The organism is Fodinibius roseus (assembly GCF_900129315.1).
Taxonomy (GTDB): domain Bacteria; phylum Bacteroidota; class Rhodothermia; order Balneolales; family Balneolaceae; genus Fodinibius; species Fodinibius roseus.
The window spans coordinates 83,421-107,377 of sequence record NZ_FQUS01000008.1 but is presented as its reverse complement, the minus strand read 5'-3'; the positions used below and the strand labels follow the sequence as shown (position 1 = coordinate 107,377).

At 49.9% G+C, this 23,957-nt stretch carries 14 protein-coding genes; 2 read left to right on the top strand and 12 right to left on the bottom strand.

Translation table 11 applies throughout. The features are described 5' to 3' along the window. Positions 1-52: 52 nt before the first annotated feature. The 3 genes from BUB16_RS09215 to BUB16_RS09205 form a co-directional block, all read right to left on the bottom strand. The gene (locus BUB16_RS09215; RefSeq protein ID WP_073062717.1) at positions 53-1,855 is read right to left on the bottom strand and encodes an ABC transporter ATP-binding protein; all 1,803 of its coding nucleotides are present in this window, start codon (positions 1,853-1,855) and stop codon (positions 53-55) included. Positions 1,856-2,070: 215 nt separating this feature from the next. After that, complete coding sequence (locus BUB16_RS09210) at positions 2,071-3,108, bottom strand: NAD(P)/FAD-dependent oxidoreductase (protein WP_073062713.1); 1,038 nt, start codon at positions 3,106-3,108, stop codon at positions 2,071-2,073. Between the two features lie 129 nt (positions 3,109-3,237). After that, positions 3,238-4,599 carry an acyclic terpene utilization AtuA family protein gene (locus tag BUB16_RS09205; RefSeq protein WP_073062710.1) on the bottom strand — a complete coding sequence of 454 codons (1,362 nt, stop codon included), beginning with the start codon at positions 4,597-4,599 and terminating at the stop codon, positions 3,238-3,240. Positions 4,600-4,983: 384 nt separating this feature from the next. Here BUB16_RS09205 and BUB16_RS09195 point away from each other — a divergent pair, with 384 nt between their 5' ends. After that, on the top strand, positions 4,984-6,048 hold the full coding sequence (locus BUB16_RS09195) for a carbohydrate-binding family 9-like protein (RefSeq protein WP_139240252.1): 1,065 nt from the start codon (positions 4,984-4,986) through the stop codon (positions 6,046-6,048). A 238-nt stretch (positions 6,049-6,286) separates the two neighbouring features. On the opposite strand, the gene BUB16_RS09190 is transcribed toward BUB16_RS09195, so the two are convergent. The 8 genes from BUB16_RS09190 to BUB16_RS09155 form a co-directional block, all read right to left on the bottom strand. Then, entirely contained in the window at positions 6,287-7,762 is a 1,476-nt protein-coding gene (locus BUB16_RS09190) for an OmpP1/FadL family transporter (protein WP_084088151.1), read from the bottom strand. 102 nt (positions 7,763-7,864) lie between these two features. Beyond that, positions 7,865-9,121 carry a hypothetical protein gene (locus BUB16_RS09185; RefSeq protein ID WP_073062702.1) on the bottom strand — a complete coding sequence of 419 codons (1,257 nt, stop codon included), beginning with the start codon at positions 9,119-9,121 and terminating at the stop codon, positions 7,865-7,867. A 125-nt stretch (positions 9,122-9,246) separates the two neighbouring features. Further along, a complete protein-coding gene (locus BUB16_RS09180) occupies positions 9,247-9,882 on the bottom strand; it encodes a response regulator (RefSeq protein ID WP_073062906.1) in 636 nt (211 codons plus the stop codon). A gap of 47 nt (positions 9,883-9,929) precedes the next feature. Continuing rightward, complete coding sequence (locus tag BUB16_RS09175; protein WP_073062700.1) at positions 9,930-12,800, bottom strand: ligand-binding sensor domain-containing protein; 2,871 nt, start codon at positions 12,798-12,800, stop codon at positions 9,930-9,932. A gap of 452 nt (positions 12,801-13,252) precedes the next feature. Further along, a complete protein-coding gene (locus tag BUB16_RS09170; RefSeq protein WP_073062696.1) occupies positions 13,253-14,107 on the bottom strand; it encodes a sigma-70 family RNA polymerase sigma factor in 855 nt (284 codons plus the stop codon). 178 nt (positions 14,108-14,285) lie between these two features. Then, complete coding sequence (locus BUB16_RS09165) at positions 14,286-15,458, bottom strand: phosphopentomutase (protein ID WP_434083888.1); 1,173 nt, start codon at positions 15,456-15,458, stop codon at positions 14,286-14,288. Further along, positions 15,455-16,969 carry a GAF domain-containing protein gene (locus BUB16_RS09160; protein ID WP_084088150.1) on the bottom strand — a complete coding sequence of 505 codons (1,515 nt, stop codon included), beginning with the start codon at positions 16,967-16,969 and terminating at the stop codon, positions 15,455-15,457. The genes BUB16_RS09165 and BUB16_RS09160 overlap by 4 nt, the downstream gene beginning before the upstream one ends. Positions 16,970-16,976: 7 nt before the next feature. Next, positions 16,977-18,773 (bottom strand): M3 family oligoendopeptidase, encoded by a 1,797-nt coding sequence (locus BUB16_RS09155; RefSeq protein WP_073062690.1) that lies wholly within the window; start codon positions 18,771-18,773, stop codon positions 16,977-16,979. A gap of 374 nt (positions 18,774-19,147) precedes the next feature. Here BUB16_RS09155 and BUB16_RS09150 point away from each other — a divergent pair, with 374 nt between their 5' ends. After that, positions 19,148-22,798: a multifunctional oxoglutarate decarboxylase/oxoglutarate dehydrogenase thiamine pyrophosphate-binding subunit/dihydrolipoyllysine-residue succinyltransferase subunit gene (locus BUB16_RS09150; protein ID WP_073062687.1), complete on the top strand. Its 3,651-nt coding sequence runs from the start codon at positions 19,148-19,150 to the stop codon at positions 22,796-22,798. A 230-nt stretch (positions 22,799-23,028) separates the two neighbouring features. Here BUB16_RS09150 and folE2 read toward each other — a convergent pair whose 3' ends face one another. Then, a complete protein-coding gene (gene folE2 / locus BUB16_RS09145; protein WP_073062683.1) occupies positions 23,029-23,928 on the bottom strand; it encodes a GTP cyclohydrolase FolE2 in 900 nt (299 codons plus the stop codon). Between the last annotated feature and the right edge of the window lie 29 nt (positions 23,929-23,957).

Below are 23,957 nucleotides of genomic sequence, written 5' to 3'. Positions count from 1 at the left end.
CATGCTGCGGTCAAGCAACTTGATTTTATTGGTTGAATATTACTATTTGATTTTAAATTTCGGCCAACTCTTCTTCTATGAGTTGTTTATTATACATTACTGAGTAACGACCTTCTTTATCTAATAATTCTTCGTGAGTTCCTTTTTCTACAACTGTTCCGTCTTCAATATAGTATATAATATCTGCATCTTTAATGGTAGATATCCTGTGGCTAATCATCAATGTCGTTCGGCCCATGAGTTCCTGACGGAGATGTCGTAGAATAGACTCTTCTGTCTTGGTATCTACTGCACTTAATGAGTCATCTAATATAATAATTTTCGGATCCCGAATCAGTGCTCTTGCAATCGCGGTGCGTTGCTTTTGTCCACCCGAAAGTGTGATGCCTCTTTCACCTAATATAGTCTCAAATTTATTTTCAAAATCCAAAATATTATTTCGAACTTGTGCTTTTTCAGCAGCTTCTTCAATCTCCTGCTGCGAGGCGTCCCGGGTACCGAAAGCAATATTCTCGCCAATGGTGTCCGAAAACAGGAACGTATCCTGCGGAACAAGACCAATGCTCTGTCTTAAGAGCTCTAAGGGAATTGACTTTATATTCGTTCCATCCACTAAGATTTCTCCCTCTGTCACTTCAAATAAACGGGGTATAAGTTCGACAAGCGTTGTTTTTCCACTGCCGGTCCGCCCGACAATCGCCGCATTCTGTCCGGCTTCAATACGCATGGTGATATTTTGCAGGGCATACTCTTCAGCGCCCGGATATTTGAAGGACACATTGTTAAACTCGATCGTCCCTTCGATTTCATCAATATTGTGATCGGTAGCCGGTTTATCCGAAATATTCACCTCTTCCGTTAACATTTCGTCGATCCGTTTCCATGAGGCCATCGCCTGTTGAAACCGGTTAACGGTATACCCCAGCGACGCAACCGGCCATGTCAGGTATGCAACGTATATTATGTATTCCATAATATTACCAACCGTCAGTGTGCCTTCAATCACCAACTGTCCCGCTTTCCAAACGACTATAACCACCGATAACCCTATTAACAAGTTCAGTGTCGGGTGAAAAAGCGACTCGACCAGGTCGAGCCGTAGTTTCTTTTTTCTATACCGCTCACTTTCATTTTCAAATCGCCGGCGTTCATATGCCTCCCGGTTAAACGCCTTGATAAGCCTGATGCTCGTAAACGATTCCTGGGCGCGTCCCGCTATCGTCGAATACTGCTCCTGTATAATCCGCGAATAGTCATTGATATAGCCGCTCACCCAATAAGCAAAAGCCGATAAAAACGGCAGCGGAAGCAGCGCCCAGAACGTTAATTCAGGACTCACAATAATCATCATCGTAATAATAAAGCCGGCCCGCGTGATCGTATTAATCGTGTACATGTAAGCGGGACCAAAATACTCGCGCACCTTGGAGACATCTTCGGTAGCCCGCACATAAATTTCCCCTGATTTATATGTACTGTAAAAGCGCTGTGGAAGTTTCAACAGTTTATCGAAAATATCGTTACGCAAGTCGAACTCTATCTTACGGGAGGCCACAATAAGCGTCTGGCGGGTGGCAAACAGCAGTACCCCGGATAAGACGACGGCCCCCACCAAAAGCAACGCATTCTTGGCCAAAAGCCAGCTGGCATCACTGCCGAAAAGCACTTCCAGGATGGTATCGAAACTATCCGGGGAACGATCTACTTCAATCGCCGCCACCTGGTCGACGGTACGCCGCAGGTATACGGGAATCCATACCAGGAAAAAATTGGATGCCGTCAAAAACAAAGAACCCAGTAGTATTGTGCCCTTATATTTTTTAAAATAACTGTTTAATTTACGCAGCGAATCCAATGGTCTCTTTTTTTAGCTGTTTTCAGAGGACTTTGCAAAACCTGTCTTTTATCCAAAGTCGGCGTTATCGCTCGGTTGAAATGCCCACATATGAGTCATATGCTGCGATTCCACTGTCCCTCTGGCCTTGTCCCTGAACATAATAACTGGTTTTTAAAAGTCTTCTTTGAACTATTTTAACACTTTGTTCGGCCTTTGCTACAACAATAAATACCTCACGCAACCGTAACGTCGCTATACTTATTGATCCAATATTCAGCCAGGTTATATCCTGACAGATAGGCATTTTCTAATGACCTGTTGCCGAAGTAGTTTCCTATTAACGCAAGAGGAGCATCAATCATTTCCAATTCCATAAAATATTCGTCAATAACATTGCGGGCTTTGAAAAACTTCCACCGGTGGAGATACGTCGACTCCGGCTGAAGCGCCCAGGAACCGATGATTTCGGAAGCTTCTTCCAGTAGTTTTGTGGCCGTCTCCCCGTCACCGATCTTTTCGTTCTTTTTGAAAAAGTTGTGTGAAGAGTGCAGCACCAGCCCTGTTCGATCTCTTATCCCACGCTTGGAGGATTCATTGCCGATCCACCGGACAGCACTACGTTCGCATTCGATCCCCTTCCATTCGGGCGAAGCTTGATTATAGGTAGCCGACAATGTGATACAATCGTCATAATATATTTCATCGATCTCCCGAATAATTTTGCGCGCAGCGGTTTCATCCTGCGCTGTTTGGAGCACGCCATATGCTTCGGGGGCCGGGGTGGCAATTATCACCGCATCGCACTCAAATACATTAATATCGGTCAGGTTGATCATCCACGACCGTTTTTTTTCCCGGTCGGGACCAATATACGTCAGTCCCCCGGCTTTTTCCTGGGTTTTTATATCAACCCAGCGGCTCAAATAGTTGGCAATGGAGTGCATCCCGTTCGTCATAACGTACTGCGCCAGTGGCGATGCGTTGGGATCCTCCTCATGGAACTGGTCGCCGTCGTACATGCTGAACTCCCGGGTCCACTCGCGAAGCTGCTCTTTCCGGCTCAACTCTTCAATAAACTCCCGGAACGTGCGGGTCTCCGCAGAAAAATGAGACATTCCATAGTCGAGAACCATTTCATCCAGTTCGACCGAGGCCAGCGTTCCGCCCAGCGATCGGTTTCGCTCGATAATTGTTACATCATGGCCGGCCTTTGCCAACCGCGTACCGGCAATAAGTCCTGAAAAACTTGCCCCAATTATTCCAATAACCATTTCTGAAGTGATAAAATTTAATCTTTACTATTCGATGACTGAAAATCCGAAATTTTCCGGCAAATTTCTAAGACCAATTTACGCGCTGTCTAATGATGATTCTAAACGCACATCTATCCTATTTTTATGCTAAAATACCCGCACACGAGGCGTTACAGCCTCTTTATGGAGCAACGCCGGCCAATAGGCAACCACGGCACTGGCTCGCGGCCGGCCTCCCGCATAGCCCGTCACCCCGCCGGGACCGGTTAAAATGAGCGGGGCCACCTCTTTCCCGAACCGGTTTAGGTCCTCCTTGTCTGGTCCCGACAGTGACACCCGCATCTGAACTTCATCATGAGAAGCGTCAAGAAGCTCCCCGGTCAGAGGCTGTTCACTGCAGCCGTTCACCCCGATATATTCCACGCGAAACTCTTCGAATTGTAACCCTAACGCCTCTGCGCGGGACCGCAGTATTTCTCCTGCTTTTTGCGCCTTCTTCAATGCTTTCGGCCACGAGTACACCAGTGTGGACGAGAGCTTGTACCCATCACTATAGCTTGCAGAAACTTTATAGGTAGCGGTGGGAGGCCGGCCCTCTATGCCGGAGACATGCACCCGGTCGGGACCGGCGGCTTCAAGCTTCACCGACGTAAAATCGGCCATGCAGTCCGGAGTAAGATAGGCCGAAGGATCCCCGATCTCGTAAATGAGCTGCTCTTTTACCGTCTGCTCGCTAATCAACCCGCCGGTCCCTTCATGCTTGGTCACATAAAAACTGCCGTCCGCCTTTGCTTCCACAATGGGAAAGCCGATTTCCGCAAAGTTTTCCACCTGCTCCCAGTCCGTAAAATTCCCCCCTGAAACCTGGGCTCCGCACTCGATAAGGTGTCCCGCCACAATACCCGCCGACATCTTATCGGGATCCTCCAGGGACCACCCGAACTCATGAACCATCGCTGCCAGGGCTAATCCCGCATCGATTACCCGGCCTGTAATAACAATATCCGCTCCCCTGCGGAGTGCTTCAACCACGGGCCGGCATCCGAGATAGACGTTGGCGCTGAGCAGCCGTTCTTTGACATCGGAAATAGGCCGGCCCGTATCTATATTGTTCAACGCGTGGCCGGCGGCAATGAGATCATCGATATCATCCAGGATATCATCTCCATCCACCACCGCCACCTTAAGCCCCTCAATATTCTGCTGTTCCATCGCTTCCAGGACCCGGTCCTTGCAGGCATCCGGGTTGACCCCGCCCGCATTGGAGATCACTTTGATATCCTTTTCTGCGATATCCGGCAGCACCTCGCGAATCACCCCTGTAAAATCACGGGCATACCCATGGCTCGGATCCCGCATTTTCTGCTTCTGCAGGATCGACATGGTCACCTCTGCCAGGTAATCCATCACCAGGTAGTCTATAGGTCCCCGCCGAACCTGGTCAATGGGCGCTTTAGGCAGATCACCCCAAAATCCCTGTCCCGATGCAATACGAATAGATTTATCCACAGTAATATCCTTGGGTTACTATTTCTGTGCCAAGATAAGGGATTGCCGTGCACTAACAAAAGATAAAGAACGGTTTTAGTCCCAGTTTCTTACCTATTTAATCTTCCTTTCTTGTTGGTATATATCTTATTTTCTTTATTAATTATTTGAACGTACGGATGCATTGCAGAACAGAACAAAAAGATGAAGCCGGTCCCGCAGTAAACCGCTCAAAGTGGTAACGGTTACGTTCGACTCCGTATACCCGGACAGCTGTATTTTTTCGATGCTATAACAGATCAGGTCTAAATCTTGCCATGTACCAACCTGCATTACAACGTTTATTAAACAGGCAACCATCTGTATCATATCATTCCCCGCCAATATTATAAACCAGTACTTGAAATGAGAACTTTTTATTTGACAGGCTTGCTTATCATCCTATCAACCGGCTCCTTTTTAAACGGGCGTACTGAACCTGTAAATACCTGTACCGGACCAGCTGATAAGCTCACACAGGAGGCGCCTGTATTGAATCAGCAGAGGCCGGAAACAAAAAAGCACCTCGTATTTCCACTCCCATTACAAAATCGGTCGGACAGCAGCGATTCGGCAAACACTTCTGCCTTAACCCACTCCGGAGAAACGGTTACGGAGCAATGGCCTTTTCCCTGCAACCGGGATTCTATCAAACGATATACCGCCTACTATACACCCGCTGCTCCAACCATTGATGGACAACTTGACGAAAAAGCATGGGACAAGGTCCCCCGCTCTCCCCGATTTGTTGACCTTGTCTCCGGCGCTGAAACTATCCACAAGACCCGTGCAGCCGTGCTGTGGGACGACCAGAACCTGTACGTTGCATTCTGGCATGAGGAACCGTTTGTGCAGGGTTCGATGACGGAACGGAACGCCCCTCTTTACCAGGAGAATAATGCCGAAGTGTTTATTGCCGGCAAAGATGCCTATTATGAATTCGAGATCAATACCCTGGGGACCCGCTACGAAGCCTTTTTTATCTGGGAAGAAGCCTATGAAACCGGTGGATTTAATGCCAACCCGGCTTTTCAGCGTTCAAATCCGCTGGTTAAGGAATTTAACGGTGTGGGCTTTGATACGCATCCCAGAGGACTGCGGCTGGGCTCCTGGGACTTTTACTTCCCCGGCTTGCAAAGCGGCGTTTATGTAGACGGAACGTTAAATGACAATAGTGATCGTGACCGGGGATGGACGGTGGAGCTGGCTTTCCCGTGGGATGGTATGAAATGGCTTGCCAAAGCAGATCAGCGGGCACTTCCCCCCGATGACAAAGACACCTGGCGCATTGATTTTTCACGGTTCAATCCCTACAAAGAGGCTCCTCCGGCCGATGACTCCGGGGGCTGGACCTGGAGCCCGCATGGGGTTTGGGACTCCCACATCCCCGAATGCTTTCCCTTCATTACTTTTTCGCGTGATACGCTATGACGCATTCGCCTTTTACGTTTCTACCTGCTATATCCATATACCACATAGAAACTACTGGTACTCCCCCTGCCTGGCAGCCGGTCGGAATCAGAGGACACGGAGAGCCAGACGAATTGAGTCATATTCCGCAGCCTTTCGGGACGAATGGTGGACCTGTTTGACGAAAAAGAGCTCGGAATCCGGCCGCATTCGACGGACACGAAGTAGATTTTGATAAGTCCGACAGGACTACCCTACACTACAGCGCTACCTGAAAACCCGCCATCACGTGCAGGCGACTGACATCTTCGCCGGCCCATTCCCCGAAAATATCACCCGTGCCGGGATCTTCATAATCGTATAATAGATTTTCATCCTCCCAGAAACTGTATTGGATTCCCAGGTTAAAGCTCATGCTCCGGTTGAACCGGGCACTGAACCCGCCGCTTATCATCTGCCGGCTGCGGTCGAAATTCTCCGTGGGACTGGCAAAATAGGCGTAGCCGATACGCGGGGTAACCTGATCGCTCATCTGGTATTCCAGTCCCCCGCGAAAGTTGACCACATTGCTGAAATTTGAGCGAATATTATTGTTAATATCAATTTCCGCATCGGTAACGCCTTCTACATCATATTCGGCATCCGTATAAAAAACGCCTTCGGCCGCCGCTGAGAGGGTGAACCCCGCCGGATGACGGTAGGTAAGCCCCCCTTTCAGCCGCTGGGGACGGACCACCTCATAGGTAAAAGTGCCCGGCGCATCAAATTCCTCGACATCCCCGTTGTCAAAGGTGGTTGAAATAACCGTATTGAATTCCTCCTCAACCCGGAGCCTGCTCGGGAATTCATAACCTGCCCCCAGGCTAAGCTGGTCAGACATTTGGTATATCAGTCCCACTTGCGCATTAAAACCCTCGATGGTGGCATCAATCGTATCCAGGCTCAGGATATCATCGATATCCGTGTTATTGGCCCTGTTGTTATACTCGTTATCCCGGTCGGATTCTAAAAAATCACGCTCATAGGTATATTTGCCTCCGGTAAATCCTATGGTAGCCCCGAAAAACAGGTCTTTCATCACTTCGCTTGCAATAAAGGCAGAATACTCGCCCAGATGTCCCTTTTCAACCAGTTCCATGTGCTGGTGTATTCCCCGGTAGCCGTTCGCCCGGAAAACGGAGGTGGTATAGTCACCACCCTCGTAAAGAGCAAAAGCTTTATAAGCAGCGTTGTAAAGGTCGTCATGTACAAAAGAACTGTTGTAAAAGTCGGTCAGCGTCGATTCATTGTTTTGCGCACTCACCGAGAGGGCCCGGTTAAAATTGCTGCTCTGGCTGTACCCGCCGCCCACGACCAGGCTGCCGCGGGTAGTGGGAAACTTGTACACAAAGCCTAAATTTCCGACGCCGGTTTGGCTGTCGGAGAAGTTCGTGGTATTTCCCAGGTAGCTGCCCGTCTCATCCACATAGCGGGTGCTCAGGTCGAACGACAGGTATCCTTTCTCAGCCAGGGCCATGGCAGCCGGATTATCCTGGTAAGACCCGAAACCAGTGTGATCGGCCACGCCCGGCAGGACCATGCTGACGGCATCATAGGATGGATATTCGAGGCTGTACCGGAGTACATCATCCGAGGACTGTGCCTGCACTGACAAGGAGGAAAAAAAGGACATTCCCAAAGCAGCAAAAAGAAATATGATGATCCGGTTACTACTTGATATACGTTTGATATCCATGACGAGATAATTTAGGGTGTAAGATAACTCAGACTGGTCTCAGGCGTTTCCCGGCCTCGATTATTGTATAGCTGTATAGCTAAATCTATCTCAACGATCCGGTTACTTTCCGCGGCTGCGGGAGCGGGATGAATTCCCCCGCGAGCGGGATTTGCTGGAAGAGGAAGAACGGCTCTGCCTGACTGTCGACCGGCTCCTGCTCCGGTTGTTACTGCGGTTTACAGTGGATTTCGTTCGGTTGCCGGAGCGCGAGCGCACCTTTGTCCGCGTCGTAGCCGACCGGTTTCTGTCAGATATGCTAACATTTCCGGTATCAAAGGCTTTCTTCAACCGATTAAGAAAACCATTCCGGCTGCGCTCTCGGTTCGCGGACCGGTTCCTGTCGGAAGAGCGGAGCTGCCGTCGTAGCCGATCGCTGATGTCGGGTCCGGACCTGCGACGAACAACATTAGCATCCGATTCGGGCTGAAATCCGACCCGGCTTAGCCGGTTGGGAGTTTCACTGTTGCGGTCAACACTCGACTGGAGATTGTTGTCGCTGCGGCTCCGGCTTCGTCCCCCCGAGGAGGAGCTTCCGCTGCTGCCCCTGCTTCGGCTCCGGCCGACGGACCCGTTGCCGGATCGGCTGCGACTTCGTCCCACCGACCCATCGCTCGTACGCGAACTGCCGGTAGATCGTCGCCGTACGGTGGAGGAAGAGTTTGATGTATCGGAACTTCGGCTCCGTACCCTGCTTCGGTCACCGGTCGATCTCGACCGGGAACGGCTGCGATCGCTGCTGACACGGCTCGTGCCTATGCTCCGGCGGCGATAGGTACGGTCACGGTCGTCACGGTAAACATTTCTATAGTACCCGCTCCCGTAAAAATTATAGTAGTTGTAGGAGAAGGGACGGTGATAGCCGTACCAGTAAGGATCGTAATAAAAGCTGTTGCCGTAAAAGCTGTGATAGAACGGGCTTCCCCAGGAAAGCGAAAAGCCAAAACTGTTGTAAAAGGAGTGATGATAGCCAAATCCCACACTCATTCGCCAGCGCGTATAGGGACTTAATGCCCAGTAGTGAGAAGAAAAATAGGGCTGAAAGTGCGTACGTCCCCAGTAAGAATCATAAAATGAATGATAGTGCCTGCTCGGAGCATAATAAAAGGAGCTATAGCTCCGGTACGGGTTACAATCACAGGCCTCATAGCGTTCGGCATACTCATAATCTTTATAGTCGACGGGGATATACTCCTCTTCCTCTCCCTCGTAACGGGGAGCATTATCCGTTTGGCTCCTGGTCGTATGCTGTAACTGGGTATAACAACCGGTTAATAGGATGGCCGTCAGTGTTAATATGATGAATTTGACAAGTCTCATGGGAACCTCCGTATAATGCTTATATTGCCAGCTTATGAGGCCGGTGAATGTGTTCAGCCCAACTTCTAATAATGAAGTTAATCAATATACTGGTTGCCGGCAATCACATGATCATGTTAGGGAGCCTAAATTTCCCCTTTCAGTGACTTCGCAATCACCTCTGCTTTAGAGTTAACGTGTAACTTCTTATAAATGTTTCGTATATGCGCGCGTACGGTATCAATGGATATATCATACCGGTCTGCAATCATTTTGTAGCTCAAGCCATCGACAAGACCATTGACAATATCGTGCTCACGGGGGGTCAAATTAGAATCGGGATCTTTTTTAGGCGTTTCCTCCTGAAAATGCGTAATCACTTTGCGCGCAATTTGAGGAGACATCGGGGCCCCGCCGTCCAGCAGCTTGAGGATAGACTCTTTAATTTCAGGCAGCGAAGTATGCTTGAGCAGGTAACCCGACGCCCCGGCCCGCAGTGCTTTGAATATCTTGTGTGAATCGTGGTAGACCGTAAGCATGATAATCTCGATATCGGGGTACTTTTCTTTAATAATGCCGATCCCCTTGATGCCCGACATGCCGGGCAGCTGTATATCCATCAGGATGACATCCGGACCGGGATGCTCCTCGAGGTATTCAAGCATTTCTTCGACGGAATCCACGGCTACGGGACAGGACAGATCGTCCTGCATATCCAGATACCGCTGTATCAGGTCACGAATTTTTTTATTGTCTTCGACGATGCCGGCTACTGAAGCCATAAGACGGTGATTTAGGTGAATATTCGGATTCATGCAGCTTGCTGTCACTACCCTGCATGTTCAACGCGCACTTCAAATCCCTCGCTGTTGTTAAAAGTAATATCTGCGCCAATACGGTTCGATCGCATTTTCATGTTACGCAATCCCTGTCCGCTCTTACGCTCATTTTTAGCACTGCTCCCGTTGTCGCGGACACGCAACGAAAAGCCCCTGCCATTGGTTGAAAGCGCAACTTCAACCTTATCGGCATTGGAATGCTTGGCGATATTGTTGATTGCTTCCTTGAAGATAAGATACAAATTTTCTTTCAGTGAAACCTGAAGCTTTTCCTCCATATTACCTTCGAATTGATAGGTAACCTCTTTCTCGGGCAACACGCTGTTCACGTGGTCCTGCATGCGATCGGTTAAATCACCCAGCGTATCATTGCGGGCATCGATCGACCAGACAATATCATCGAGGCTGGAAACAATCTTCCGGCTCTGGTTCCCTATCTGACGAATGGATTCCTGCAGCGGATCGTCCACATCCATCGTCTGTAAAAAATCGGACTGCAGAGCTATTTCCGTAAGAGCGGAGCCCACATCGTCGTGCAGATCGCTGGCAATACGTACCCGCATACGCTCGATATCAACCATTTTTCTAACTCTATAATAATTATATATAAATGCTATAACTCCTGAAATAACAACTAATAACAATATAAAAAACCACCACCTTAGCCAAAAAGGAGCCAATACGGTAAAACTTATTTCGGCTTTCTGTGCACTTAACTGTCCGTCATTATTTTGGGCCATGACCTCAAAGGTGTAATCGCCCGCCATCAATGCCGGGTATCGCACGCTTCGCTCTGTGGTCCTTTGCCAGCCTTCCCCGGAATTCTTAAGGCGATACCGGTATTCAACCTGGTGGGGAGCGGTAAAGTTAATACCGATAAAGGTGAACGTGATATTATGGTTGTCGCTCCCCACCTCCAGATCCGGTTTAACACCGATACTTTCTCCCGATACGGTGATATTTTCGATATGGACTTTCGGGGCCGCTCTGTTCACTTTCTCTTTGGTGGGATCAAACTGCGTTACCCCGCCTACCGAACCGAACCAAAGCGTTCCGTTGCTGTCCTCGTACGAGGCCCCGGCATTCATCTCGTTGGCCACAAGCCCCTGGTCCTGCGTAATAAGCTTAAATGCCGGGACTTCTTTTGAATTTTGTCCGGAACTGTAGGCTCCATAGTCGAACCGGACAATGCCCCTGTTAGTGCCGATCCAAAAGATGCCCCGGTCATCCTGTTCGATAAAGTAACATACTTCATCGGGGAGCCCGTCGGCCGCCGTTATCGTTTCAAAGGTACCGTTATTATTAAATTGAGCCAGCCCTCCGAAGGTAGCGAACCACAAATTCCCGGCTTTATCTTTGAGTATATCCAGCACCCCGTTGTTCGGTAACCCGTCCTGTATGGTATAATTGGTAAATTTGCCATCCCGCAGCCGGCTGACGCCGCCGTAGGTAGCAAGCCAGACCGACCCGTCCTCCATTTCTTCCACCGCCATTACGGTATTATTCGCGAGGCTGTCTTCCTCCGTCAACTGTTCAAACCGGTTTCCGTCATACTTGAGAACCCCCTCCCCGTAGGTCCCCAGCCACCAGTTGCCGGGTTCCTGTCGTGATTGGTGGAGGGCACGTATTTTACGATAAGGCAGCTCCTCCTCGTCAAAATTAACAAACTGATGTCCGTCAAAAATACTCAATCCCCATCTCGTGCCGATAAAAAGGCGACCTTCACCGTCGGAGTCGAGCGTATAAACTTTATTGTCAACCAGTCCATTCTCACTGTTATAGGTAGTAGCAGAGCCCGAGGAGTCAATACGGGTTATTCCTCCCCCGTAGGTTGAAATCCAGTGGCTGCCCGAGGGATCTTCCGTGATCGCCGTCACCACGTTATTGGGCAACCCTTCCTCTACCGTATAGTTTTTAAAACCGCTGCCTAAAAACAGGCTTATGCCCCCTCCGAACGTCCCAAACCATATATTGCCCTCACGATCGTACTGCGTAGCCTGGATGATATTGTTGGCCAGTCCCTCTTCAATGGCATAATTAGTGAAGTGCTCATCCTCAAAAAAGCTGCCTCCCTCCTCCGTGCCAAGCCACAGTCCGTCCGATTCGGTCACCGAAATAGACTGTATGCGGTTGTTGACGAGCCCGTCGTCTTCGCTGTAGCAGTGGATATCGTCTTCTTTTACCCGGCACAGCCCGCCCCGCGTAGCCACCCATAACAGGCCGTCAGACGTCAGGGCCAGGTCGCGAAGGCGATTATCGGCCAGCCCATCCTCGGTAGTGAAGGTCCTGAAATTTCCCCCTTCCAATTTCGTAAGTCCCTCTCGCGTGGCAAACCAAAGGACTCCCCGGTCATCTTCCACGATATCGCGAACCCGATCTCCCCCCAGTCCGTTGACCTCCCGGTACTGCGTTAAATTCCGGCTTTGGTCCCAGTGCCAGACCCCCTCTCCGTCGGTCGCAAACCAGTAATCATTCAGCTGGTCCTGGTAAATAGCCAACACCGTGCTTGATTGCAGGGGACGCAATGCCTGCGGAGTATGGATGCTGTCGGACCGGAGGACATTTACGCCGCTTTCCGTACCGATCCACAGCTGGTTGTTATGATCCTCATATAGAGCGGTCACCCTGTTGTCAAGCAGGCCTTCCTCGGTGTAATAGTTTTTGAATTGAATACCGTCAAAGCGATTTAATCCATAGCTGGTAGCGACCCAAAGGTAGCCCTCGCTGTCCTGAATGAGATCGTTTACAACCGATTCACTTAGCCCATGCTCTATAGAGTAGGTTCGAAACGGCAATACCTGGGCCTGCGCAAAGCTGCACAGCAATGCGAATAAAAGAAGTATAACCGAAGACTGTTTCATAGCCGGGTTCCATTTGCTAACAGGGGGACACCAACAAGGTCATTTTTTATGCTTATCAGCCTGCATTAATTTTATCACTGTTATTATGCTTATCAGTCTGTATAACGTTAGGTGACCCAGAAGGTTTTGTCTCCTGCCTTCAGTCTATTAAAAGTTTGACAAAATAAAAAAGCCCCGATGATCGCTCGGGGCTTTTTATCAACGGATATTTTGTAACACCACTAATCCGGTTGTCTCACCAAGAAATTTTTTCGCCAGCAAGGCAAAAGTAAAATGGTCGCGGAAATGTACCCGGGTACAATGAGCGCTCCATATTATCTTTAACACAGCTGAAGAATAAATTTCGCCGGAAAAACACCCTGTTATTTTTTAAAAGGATTAAATATGAACCCAACTTATTACTTTGCAAAAGGTTGCAATATATTCAGTGATATATTTGTGAGAAATCCGGACTAACCCAGATAAGCTCTCAGCGCAGCACTCCGGTTATGGTGACGCAACTTGCGAAGTGCTTTTTCCTTAATCTGGCGCACGCGCTCGCGGGTCAGATCAAATCGCTCGCCGATCTCTTCGAGCGTCAGTGAATGCTCCCGGCCAATTCCGAAATAAAGCCGGATAACTTCCGCCTCGCGATCGGTCAGCTTGGAAAGCGCCCGCTCGATCTCCACCTTCAGCGATTCTCCCATCAGGTCGTTATCCGGATCGGGGGTTTCCTCATTTTCCAACACATCCAGCAGGCGGTTATCTTCGCCCTGGGCAAAAGGAGCGTCCACGGAAAGATGCCGGCCGGAAATCTTGAGCGTATCCGCTACTTCCGAAACCGTCATATCCAGGCTTTCGGCCAGCTCGGCAGCCGAAGGCACGCGCTCGTATTCCTGTTCCAGCTTTGAAAGCTCTTTGCCTATCTTATTCAGTGCGCCGACCCGGTTCAGGGGCAATCGCACGATACGGCTTTGTTCAGCCAGTGCCTGCAGGATTGACTGACGAATCCACCATACCGCATAGGAGATAAACTTGAACCCCCGGGTCTCGTCAAAACGCTTGGCAGCCTTGATGAGCCCCAGGTTTCCTTCATTGATAAGATCCCCGAGCGATAATCCCTGGTTCTGGTACTGTTTGGCCACCGAGACTACAAACCGGAGGTTGGCTTTCGTTAGGTCTTCAAGCGCTTTTTGGCTACCTTTCTGGATCTCCTTGGCAAGACGCACCTCATCTTCCGGGGTAATGAGTTTTTCTTTGCCGATCTCCTGTAGATAGCGATCGAGTGATTCTGATTCTCGAGTAGAAATTCCTGAGCTTCTTGCCACGGGATATTATGGGTTTATTGATAATTTTAGTGCATTTCCACAAAAAAATTGATCGGGACGAACAGCGATCAATCCGGTTTAGGGTAAGGTAACGCCTAAGATAACAGAATGTTGCCTTTTCAATCTCTATAATATAACGGTTCCATTAGATAATTACGAACAAAGATCCGGGCAGCTATCATTCCCTTTTTAACATACTTTTCCCGGAAAAATTTGTTTCCAGCCCAAAGAAATGAGCTGCCGTGCAGGCAATATCGCTGAAAGTCTGCCTCGTGCCCAGGTTCAGCTGTTCAGCAGAAGAAGCGGGAAACAGCAGCACCGGCACGAATTCACGGCTGTGATCGGTGCTGGTTGAGGTAGGATCATTCCCGTGATCTCCGGTGATCATCAACAGGTCATCTTCCCGGACCTTATCCATAATGGCCGGTATGGCCCGGTCAAACTCCTGCAGACACCGGGCAAAGCCTCCGGCGTCCAGGCGGTGCCCGTATTTTTGGTCGGTGTCAATGAGATTGACAAAGACAAAACTGTCCGATACGGCCGACATCAGGCTGAGCAGCTGCGAAATACCCTCGGCATTATGCTTCGTGCGTCGAAACTGGGAAAAGTGCTGTTCCGTAAACAGATCCACCACTTTTCCGATGGAATACGTCTTAATGCCGGCTTCCAGCAGGCGGTTCAGCAGGTTGTGTCCGGGTGGTTCTATGGAAAAATCGTGTCGCCGGTCGGAAATGCGCACAAAACTGCCGGGTCGCCCTTCGAAGGGACGTGCGATCACCCGTCCCACCCCGTGCCGGCCGGTCAAAACGTTACTCCGGGCATACTCGCACCACTCGTAGAGACGCTCCACGGGCGTGACGTCGACATGAGCGGCCACCTGGAATACGCTGTCTGCCGAGGTATAAACGATGGGATAGCCGGTTTCAAGATGTTCCTGCCCGTAATCCTCAATGACGTCGGTTCCCGAATACGGTTTGTTGACCAGAACCCGCTCTACGCCCGCACCGCCGCAGAATTGCTGGATAACCGGGTCCGGAAATCCACCGGGATAGGTCGGGAAGGGCCGGTTCAGCTGGATACCGGCTATTTCCCAGTGACCGGTGGTCGAATCCTTGCCGGCGGATCGCTCGCGCATCTTTCCATGTCCGCAAAGCGGTTCTGCAGTAACGGGCACGGAAGCAAGGGGGATGATGTTTCCCAGTCCCATCCGCTGCATATTCGGCAGCTTGCAGGCGGTCTCCCCGCAGACATGGGCAAGGGTATTGTCCTCTGCATCCCCATATTCCGCCGCATCTTCCTGTGCGCCGACTCCCAGCCCGTCAATAACAATTACATAGCAATTTCCCATTATTGTATAACCTCATTGTTTCCGGACTTCATGGCTCCCGAAAGCGCAGATTTAGCTTTGGTCAGCACCTGGTAAGAATCCTGTAATTCGTCCTGCAACTTTACCGAACCGACCGTGATATCCGTCTCAATATGCATGCCGTTGTCGAGCTCAAACGAATTCAGAAAATTCTTCCGCAGTGCTGCGATCCACTTGTCAACGGCTCCGGGATCTTTATTCTGGATAAAGAAGGAGTATATATAATCCGAATGAAAGCCTAGAATGCCGGTATATCCGTACTGAGAAGGATTGAACGTTCTTACCAAATCGCGCTGCATCTGGTCCAGCTGGTCAATGCGCATTTTTGTGCGTAATTTCGGTAAATTCGACAGGGTAATAAGTCCGAACCAGGAATGGAATTTAGATTGCTGCTCCCGAATGTTCACAAGTTCGGAATCAACGGTCTTCTTCCAAAAGTCGGGTAAAAACGCTCCGAACTTATTCGCAAAAACAGGCTCATCAATATCAATACCGGGATCGTTCCCCATGATCTGAAGTCCCGCCACACGCACCAGGTTCATCAGTTTGTGCTTTGTGGATTCCTTAAACGTAAGCGGATTTTTATCGTGGGCCAGCACGACTCCCTGCCGGCGATCGTTCATCAGCAGAGGTATGGCCATGGTTGCGCCTTCGGTTTGCTGTTCCCGCGGCGATAATCGCTTGGGACTGTTATTAAAATGAATAGCAAATTCGGTACTCCCGTTTTCGGCGGCCTCGCTGGCAAGCGAGCGTTTTTCCATGGTCATACCGACCGGTAAAGGATGCCGGGCCTCATCAGAGTTCATCACATTACACCAGCTTCCCATCCCCTGCGTGACAAATGACACTCCGCCATCCGGCAGAAATTGTTGCAGGATATTGAGCAGCCGCTTAACCAGTTCTGCGCGATGGCAGCGTACGTTCAGTCTGTCAAGGCATTTCTCGTAATCGACCCATTCATTTTGCTGTTCATAGAGATCACTGATCTCCAGATACGTATTCAGGACATTGCGCAGCGCCTCGATATAGGAATATATAACATCGCCTTGTTCGTCAGCAGAATGTTGATCGCGCGCTTCAAGTACGGTGATGGCGACGGTTTCGCCGTTATTCACAAAGGGCAGCATGGTTACATACCGCACCGGTACCCTGTCGTAATAGTGCTTCAGCAGGGAGGGATCCAGCTCCCGTCCTATTTCCAGGGTAGCGGCTTCCGAGATATCCTTATAGTCATTTAAAAAATGGTTCTCAAAGGCGAGGCGGTCTTTAAAGATAACATTATCGAGCTCGGTAGATTTGGTCTCAAGGACAAACTGCTTACGCGACCGGTTAATCCAGTACATGTACACGGTTTGCATGCCGGAAGCACTCCGGAGCAGGAAAATGAGATCTTTCAGCACATGCTTGAACTCTCTCAATGCCTTTTCCTGGCGTTTTCGTCCCATTATTTCCGCTTTTGATCGATTTTCTTCAGGTGCGGCTGCATAGTTGTTCATAGAGGTCTTAGCTAATCTTTTGTGCCAATTCTTCTGCCTGTTCAATCATCTGTTCGATGGCTGACACTCCCTTACCCCAGAAATCCGGCCGGGTAATATCCAGACCCAGCTTTCCGACAATATGTTCCGGCCAGTCGGCTCCTCCCGCCCGGAGCATCTCGATATAGCGGTCAGCAAAGCCGTTTTCCGACCGGGTATACTGCTCGTAAAGGGCGAGCACCAGCAGCTCACCGAACGCATAGGCATATACATATCCCGGCGTGTGAAGAAAATGGGGAATATAGCTCCACCACAGGTTATAACCCTCCGTCAGCGTTACGGATTCCCCGTAAATATCCTGCTGCGTCCGACGCCACAGCGAAGAAAACTCCTCGGTTGTCAGCTCTCCCTCCTCCCTGCGTTTGGTGTGGATGGCGTGCTCAAAACGATTCATCGAGACCTGGCGGAATACGGTGGCAATGGTATCATCAATTTTGCCGATCAACAGGGCCAGCCTTTCTCTGGGGTCGTCGAGTTCGCGCATCAGGGTCTGGAAGACCAGCATCTCACCAAATACGGAAGCCGTTTCTGCGGTAGTAAGTGGCGTATTGGCCTGCAGTACGCCCTGCTCACGCGAGAGGTACTGGTGTACCCCATGTCCCAGTTCATGAGCCAGCGTCTGGACATCACGAATCTTCCCGTTATAATTCATAAACACATAGGGGTGGACGGAGGGGACGGTGCTGGCGGAGTAAGCCCCACCCCGTTTGCCCGGCTTTATCGCGGCATCGATCCAGTCTTTATCAAAAAACTTGCCGGCAATGCGACCCATCTCGGGATGGAAGTCGGCATACGAATCCAGTACGGTACTGCGGGCGCTGGCCCACCGGACCTCCTTTTCATTTTGCAGCAGCGGTGCGTAGCGGTCGTAATCGTAGAATTCATCATAATCCAGCAGCGACTGCTTGAGGTTATAAAAGCGGTGAACCAGGCGGTAGTTATCCGTTACGGTGTTGACCAGAATATCGACCGTATCGTCTTCGATTTCATTTGCCAGGTTACGTGAGGAAATCCAGCTGGAATAGCTGCGCAGCTTGTCGTCAGTGTGTTTGTCGGCCAGCAGCGTATTAAAAATAAAGGTCAGCGACCGGCTTAATTCGGAGAACGTCTCCGTAAGCGCGGCGTGAGCCCTTTTCCGCAACCCACGATCCGGTTCGTGCAGCTTGCTCAGCACTTCCTGCTGGGTAAGCTCTTCTCCATCCAGCCTAAACCGAGCCGCTCCCATTGTCTCATCGAAAAAGCGATTCCAGGCACTGCGACCGGTTACTTTTTTGGCCGACAGAACCTGTTCTGCCTTTTCATCCAGAATGTGGGATTTATACCGGCGCGACGTCTCCAGGTGATGTTGATAGTCATGCAGTTCTTCGCTCTCAATCAGGCGGGTCGCTTTTTCATCATCCATTGCCAGCCATTCCACGTCGAAAAAGACCAGTTGCTGGTGGATTTCCGAGGAAAGTTCATTCGACTCCTGAACTAATTTGCCATATTCGGCGTTTGAGGTATCGGTCGACCAGATAAGCTGGGCATACGATCCTATTTTGCCCAGCAGTTCTAAAATTTTCTCATAATCCTGCAGGGCGCGCTTCATATTTTTTTCATCAAACTCCGTTACGTTCCCTTTATATGAAGAGGCAAACTCTTCGGCGAGTTTACGCACGCGTTTTTTATCATCCTGCAGGTCGGGATCGTCTATGGATGCATACAGATCGGAAAGGTCCCATGTTATTTTCTCAGCACCGGTTTGGTCGCTCACGTTATTAGTCATAAATTGTTTGTAATTAATATTAATGATTCATAGTAATATACGTTCACACAGGCTCAGCACAAGATGGCTTTGAAAAACCAGGAATTTTGATCAACATCACCCCCGGGTGTATTCAATACCTTTCCAAATAAAGCATATGGAAGGATGTTGAATACGCGAAAATACAGAGATTGGCCATAATCACGGTTTTTGCAAGGCTATCTACCATAAAAATTAACTGCCCTGAGGAATCGTATTTTAACATTACAATGATTAACTTTAGACTTGTTTCCTGGTCTCTTAAAGAAACCAAAAAAATCAATCAAATTTAACATTGAATTGATCAGTTTTTTAAACTGTTGCTAATTTTTAACCTTACTCAATAAGATCACATTTTGAAGTCGCTGGAAGCTGTATTTGGACCTAATTCTGCACTTGTTGAAGAACTGTTTAACCAATATAAGGAGGATCCTTCATCGGTACCCAATCACTGGAAACAATATTTTGACGAGCTTGATGAGGATGATTCCATAGAAGAGCTGAAAGAAGAAGCCCAGAAGGCCGGTAATGGTACCCCTGCCTCTAACAAACGACGCGAAAAGAACAATAAAACGGCTGCTCGAAAAAAAGAGAAGAAAGAAGACAAGGGCGTGCCCAAGGGCAAGACGCTCGAAAAAATCAAGGGGGTATCGAGCAAGATTGTCGAAAATATGGATGACAGCCTTCAGATTCCGACCGCTACGTCGGTCCGCGTGCTGCCCATGAAGATGCTCATTGAGGACCGGGCGATCATCAATCGTCATCTCCTCCAGCACGATGAGCCCAAATCATCTTTTACGCACTATATTGCCTGGGCTATTGTAAAAGCACTGAAAGAGTTTCCCAATATGAACAACTCTTTTGTGCGCAAGGATGGCGACCCTTACAAAGTAATTCCCGACCAGGTTAACCTGGGACTGGCGGTAGACGTGCAAAACAAGGACGGCTCGCGCAACCTCCTGGTGCCGAATATCAAGGGGGTGGACAAAATGAACTTCCGGGAGTTTTTCCATGCCTATAACAATCTTATTGACAAGGTTCGCAACGGTAACCTGGAGCTTTCCGATTTTGACGGGACCACCATTACGCTGACAAATCCCGGAATGATCGGCACGGTGCAGTCCGTACCGCGCCTGATGAATACTCAGGGGACAATTATTGCCACCGGGGCCATTGACTACCCGGCCGAATTCCAGTCGATGTCGCAAAAAGTGCTCAGCAAGCTGGGGGTAAGCAAAGTGATGACGGTGACCTCTACCTACGACCACCGGGTGATCCAGGGAGCAGAATCAGGCTCGTTCCTGAAAAAACTCCATACCCTGCTTAATGGCGAAGAAACCTTTTACGAGGAGATTTTTGACGATCTCGACATTTCCTACGATCCCCTGCCTTTTGGGGGTGACAAGTATGTGGGTCAGCTTGACGGCCAGGGAGCCTCGCTCGAGGATAACAAGCGGGCTATTGCCGTCATGCGTCTTATCAATATGTACCGTACGCGGGGACACGTACTGGCGGACCTCGACCCGTTGAGCGACGAGCCGGATCACAGTCCCGAACTGGATCTGGAATATTACGGGCTGACCCTCTGGGATATGGACCGCGAGTTCTATTGCGGCGGACTCGGGGGCAATGAGAAGGCGCCCCTGCGGGAAATTGTGCGTCTGCTTCGCGACACCTACTGCGGTAAAATCGGGGCTGAGTACATGCACTTACTGGATCTGGATGAGCGGCAGTGGCTGCGCGGGCGAATGGAGTCTACGGCCAATACGCCTGAGCTGAATATTGATGAAAAAAAGGAAATACTGCACAAGCTTAACCAGGCCAAAGCATTCGAACAATTTCTTCATAAAAAATATATCGGCCATAAGCGGTTCTCGCTCGAAGGCGCCGATACCCTGATTCCCATGATGCATCACATGCTCGAAAAAGCAGGGGAAGATGAGGTGGAAAAAATATTCATGGGTATGGCTCACCGGGGACGATTAAACATCCTGGTGAATATCCTGAACAAACCCTATCGCAAAGTATTCGCCGATTTTGAAGGTAATCTCGATCCCGACAGCATACAGGGCTCCGGGGATGTCAAGTACCACCTGGGAGCTGAAGGCAAGTACCGTACGAAAGCCGGCCGGGATATTGATATTGAGTTAATGCCGAACCCCAGCCACCTCGAATCCGTGAACCCCGTAGTGGAAGGGGCTACCAGGGCAACCCAGGATCACGATCAGGCGGATGACGCCAACAAAAATATCATGCCGGTTCTCATCCACGGCGATGCCGCCTTCTCGGGACAGGGTGTGGTGAGCGAAACCCTTAACATGTCCCAGCTGGAAGCGTATCAAACCGGGGGCACCGTCCATATCATCATCAACAACCAGATCGGATTCACCACGCTCCCGAAAGACGGCCGCTCTACCGAATATGCCTCCGACCTGGCGAAGATGATCCTGGCCCCGATCTTCCATGTGAACGGCGACAACCCCGAACAAGCGGTACATGCCATGCAGATGGCTTTTGAATATCGCCAGAAATTCAATAAAGATGTCGTTATCGACCTTATCTGCTACCGGAAGTATGGTCATAACGAAGGCGATGAACCCGCCTTCACCCAGCCTGGCATGTATCAGGAGATCGAATCGCATCCGCCGGTCCGCGACCTCTATGCACAACACCTGCTTAACCAGGAAGAACTGACGGAGGAGGAAGCACAGGAGCTCTTTGACGAGTTTGATGAGCTGCTCCGGGAGGCCTTTGAGGATGCCAAAAACGCCTCTCCCCTCGAAGTCACCGACGATATGATCGAGCGCCACGAAACCAGGCAGGAAAATTGGCCGGAATTCCCGGATACGACCTATCCCGGAGAGGAGCTCAAGGATATCGCCGTTAAGCTTAATACCGTTCCCAAAGGGTTCGATGCCAATCCCAAACTGCTGAAACAGCTGGCAAAACGAGCGGAAATAGTAGAAAAAAATACAAAAAAGATCGACTGGGGGTTTGCCGAAGCCCTCTCTATCGGATCGCTGCTGAAAAACGGGACCACGGTGCGGCTTACCGGGCAGGATGCCGAACGGGGGACCTTCTCTCACCGTCATGCGATCCTTCACGGTACGGAGACGGACCAGAAATTTGCCCCCCTGAATAACCTGAATGAGGACCAGGCCCCTTTTTACCCCTATAACAGCCTGCTCAGCGAGTTCGCCTGCGTGGGATTTGAATTCGGCTACAGCGCGGCCAAGCTCGATGCACTGGTCATCTGGGAAGCCCAGTTCGGTGATTTCGTGAACGGCGCTCAAATTCCTATTGATCAATATATTTCATCCAGCAAAGCGAAATGGGGACAAAAATCAGCACTTGTGATGACGCTCCCGCACGGATATGAGGGACAGGGCCCCGAGCACTCTTCCGCCCGGCTCGAGCGCTTCCTGCAGCTCTGTGCCCAAGACAATATGCAGATCGTAAATCTGACTACGCCGGCCCAGTATTTCCATATCCTTCGCAAACAGGCCATGCAGGAGGACAAAAAACCGCTTATTATTATGTCGCCCAAGAGCCTGCTGCGTCACCCGCTGGCGACGTCGCGGACTGAGGACCTCGCAGAGGGGGCCTATCAGCCTTTTATTGCGGACGGGGACGTGGAAGACAAAAGCCGTATTGACCGGCTGGTCATCTGCTCGGGCAAGGTGTATTACGACCTGTATAAACAGCGTGAAGACGAGGAGATTGACAACATTGCTGTAGCAAGACTGGAACAATTCTATCCCTTCCCCGACCGGGACGTAAAAGATATGCTGTCGGAATACGAACACGTGGATGACATTGTCTGGTGTCAGGAAGAGCCAAAGAATATGGGAGGATGGACATTCGTCGCACCCCGCATCATGCAGCAGCTTCAGGAAAACCAGTCCCTCCGTTATGCCGGACGTCAAGCTTCGGCTTCACCGGCAGCGGGACAGGTGAAAATCCACAAAGCAGAGCAGCAGAAACTGATTGACCAGGCACTGACGTAAAAAAACCAAAATATATTAAAAAAGAGTGGCCAATTTTTAAAGTTCGGCAACCCTTTTACATGGAATTTACTGTGAGAGGCGTTTGAAAAACCGGGGTTTTTGTTCAACAGCAACCTCTGGGCGATTTCAAAACCGTAGTGTATAGACTACAGGTGAAGATGTTGAAACCGCAAAAATACAGAGATTGGCCAAAAGGACGGTTTTGCAAAGACCTCTTTAAGAAATGCGGCTCAGCGTAAACCGTTCGGGACCCCTTTGCAAATGCGGCTGACCGCATCATGGCTGTGGAGGCTCTCCATATGGGCACAGCGGATGACAAAATCCAGAATATTTTTATCCCGGTTCAGCTCCTCATAAAGCAACCGGGCCGCATCCTCCACAAATTTCTGGAAGGCGCCGTTCATCTCCGCAAAGGCCTGCTCATCCTCTCGCTTGACCATGACCTGGGTCTCGGTCATTAATGCCTGACGGCAGTGGTCGACCAAATCTTCTACAAAGATTGATTCATCCAGTTCAACCGTCAAGCTGGCCACACTGCGCTGGCTGTGCGGGATGCTGGCGACGCCTCTTTTGTCCCGTGCATGTTCGGAAAGCTCATAGGAACAGGGACAGGCGCTGCTATATTCAAAATCGAGATGCATGAATTTGTGAAACTCGCCATCCGCACTCAATACGCCCTCGATAGCCGTTTCATAATACTGGTACCCTTCCAGGTCCGACCGCAGGCTCTCCTGCAGTATCGGATAGTTGAATGACAATTTGAGATAGGCAGCGTTCGAATCAAGCTGCTCGATATACGTTTCCAGAATGTCCCTGAGCATATCCGGATGAAAGACTTCATCCCTGAAATCGTAAAACCGGCGGATGATCCGGCTCATGTTAATCCCTTTCTTGCCCGCTTCAAGTCCCACATAGCCTTCGACAGATGTTTCAAGGGTAATGAGTTCACCATCGGGACGCGGGTACTTGAGCGGAAGCTTAAAATCCGAAATACCCACTTGCTGAATGGGGACATTCGCTCCTTCGATCAGTGAAGCCGGACCATTTTGCAGGTCGGGGAGACTGTCCTTGTAATCCTCGGAGACGGTAAATGTAGGGTCGTAATATCGTTTCAATGTGGTAGAAATCATTCTTTAAGTAATGGTAATGCTTGTTCAAT

Coding starts and splice junctions, on each gene's coding strand:
- BUB16_RS09210 (WP_073062713.1), bottom strand. CDS start 3,108: ATGGTTATTGGAATAATTGGGGCAAGTTTTTCAGGACTTATTGCCGGT.
- BUB16_RS09195 (WP_139240252.1), top strand. CDS start 4,984: ATGAGAACTTTTTATTTGACAGGCTTGCTTATCATCCTATCAACCGGC.
- BUB16_RS09190 (WP_084088151.1), bottom strand. CDS start 7,762: ATGGATATCAAACGTATATCAAGTAGTAACCGGATCATCATATTTCTT.
- BUB16_RS09185 (WP_073062702.1), bottom strand. CDS start 9,121: ATGAGACTTGTCAAATTCATCATATTAACACTGACGGCCATCCTATTA.
- BUB16_RS09180 (WP_073062906.1), bottom strand. CDS start 9,882: ATGGCTTCAGTAGCCGGCATCGTCGAAGACAATAAAAAAATTCGTGAC.
- BUB16_RS09175 (WP_073062700.1), bottom strand. CDS start 12,800: ATGAAACAGTCTTCGGTTATACTTCTTTTATTCGCATTGCTGTGCAGC.
- BUB16_RS09160 (WP_084088150.1), bottom strand. CDS start 16,969: ATGAACAACTATGCAGCCGCACCTGAAGAAAATCGATCAAAAGCGGAA.
- BUB16_RS09155 (WP_073062690.1), bottom strand. CDS start 18,773: ATGACTAATAACGTGAGCGACCAAACCGGTGCTGAGAAAATAACATGG.
- folE2 (WP_073062683.1), bottom strand. CDS start 23,928: ATGATTTCTACCACATTGAAACGATATTACGACCCTACATTTACCGTC.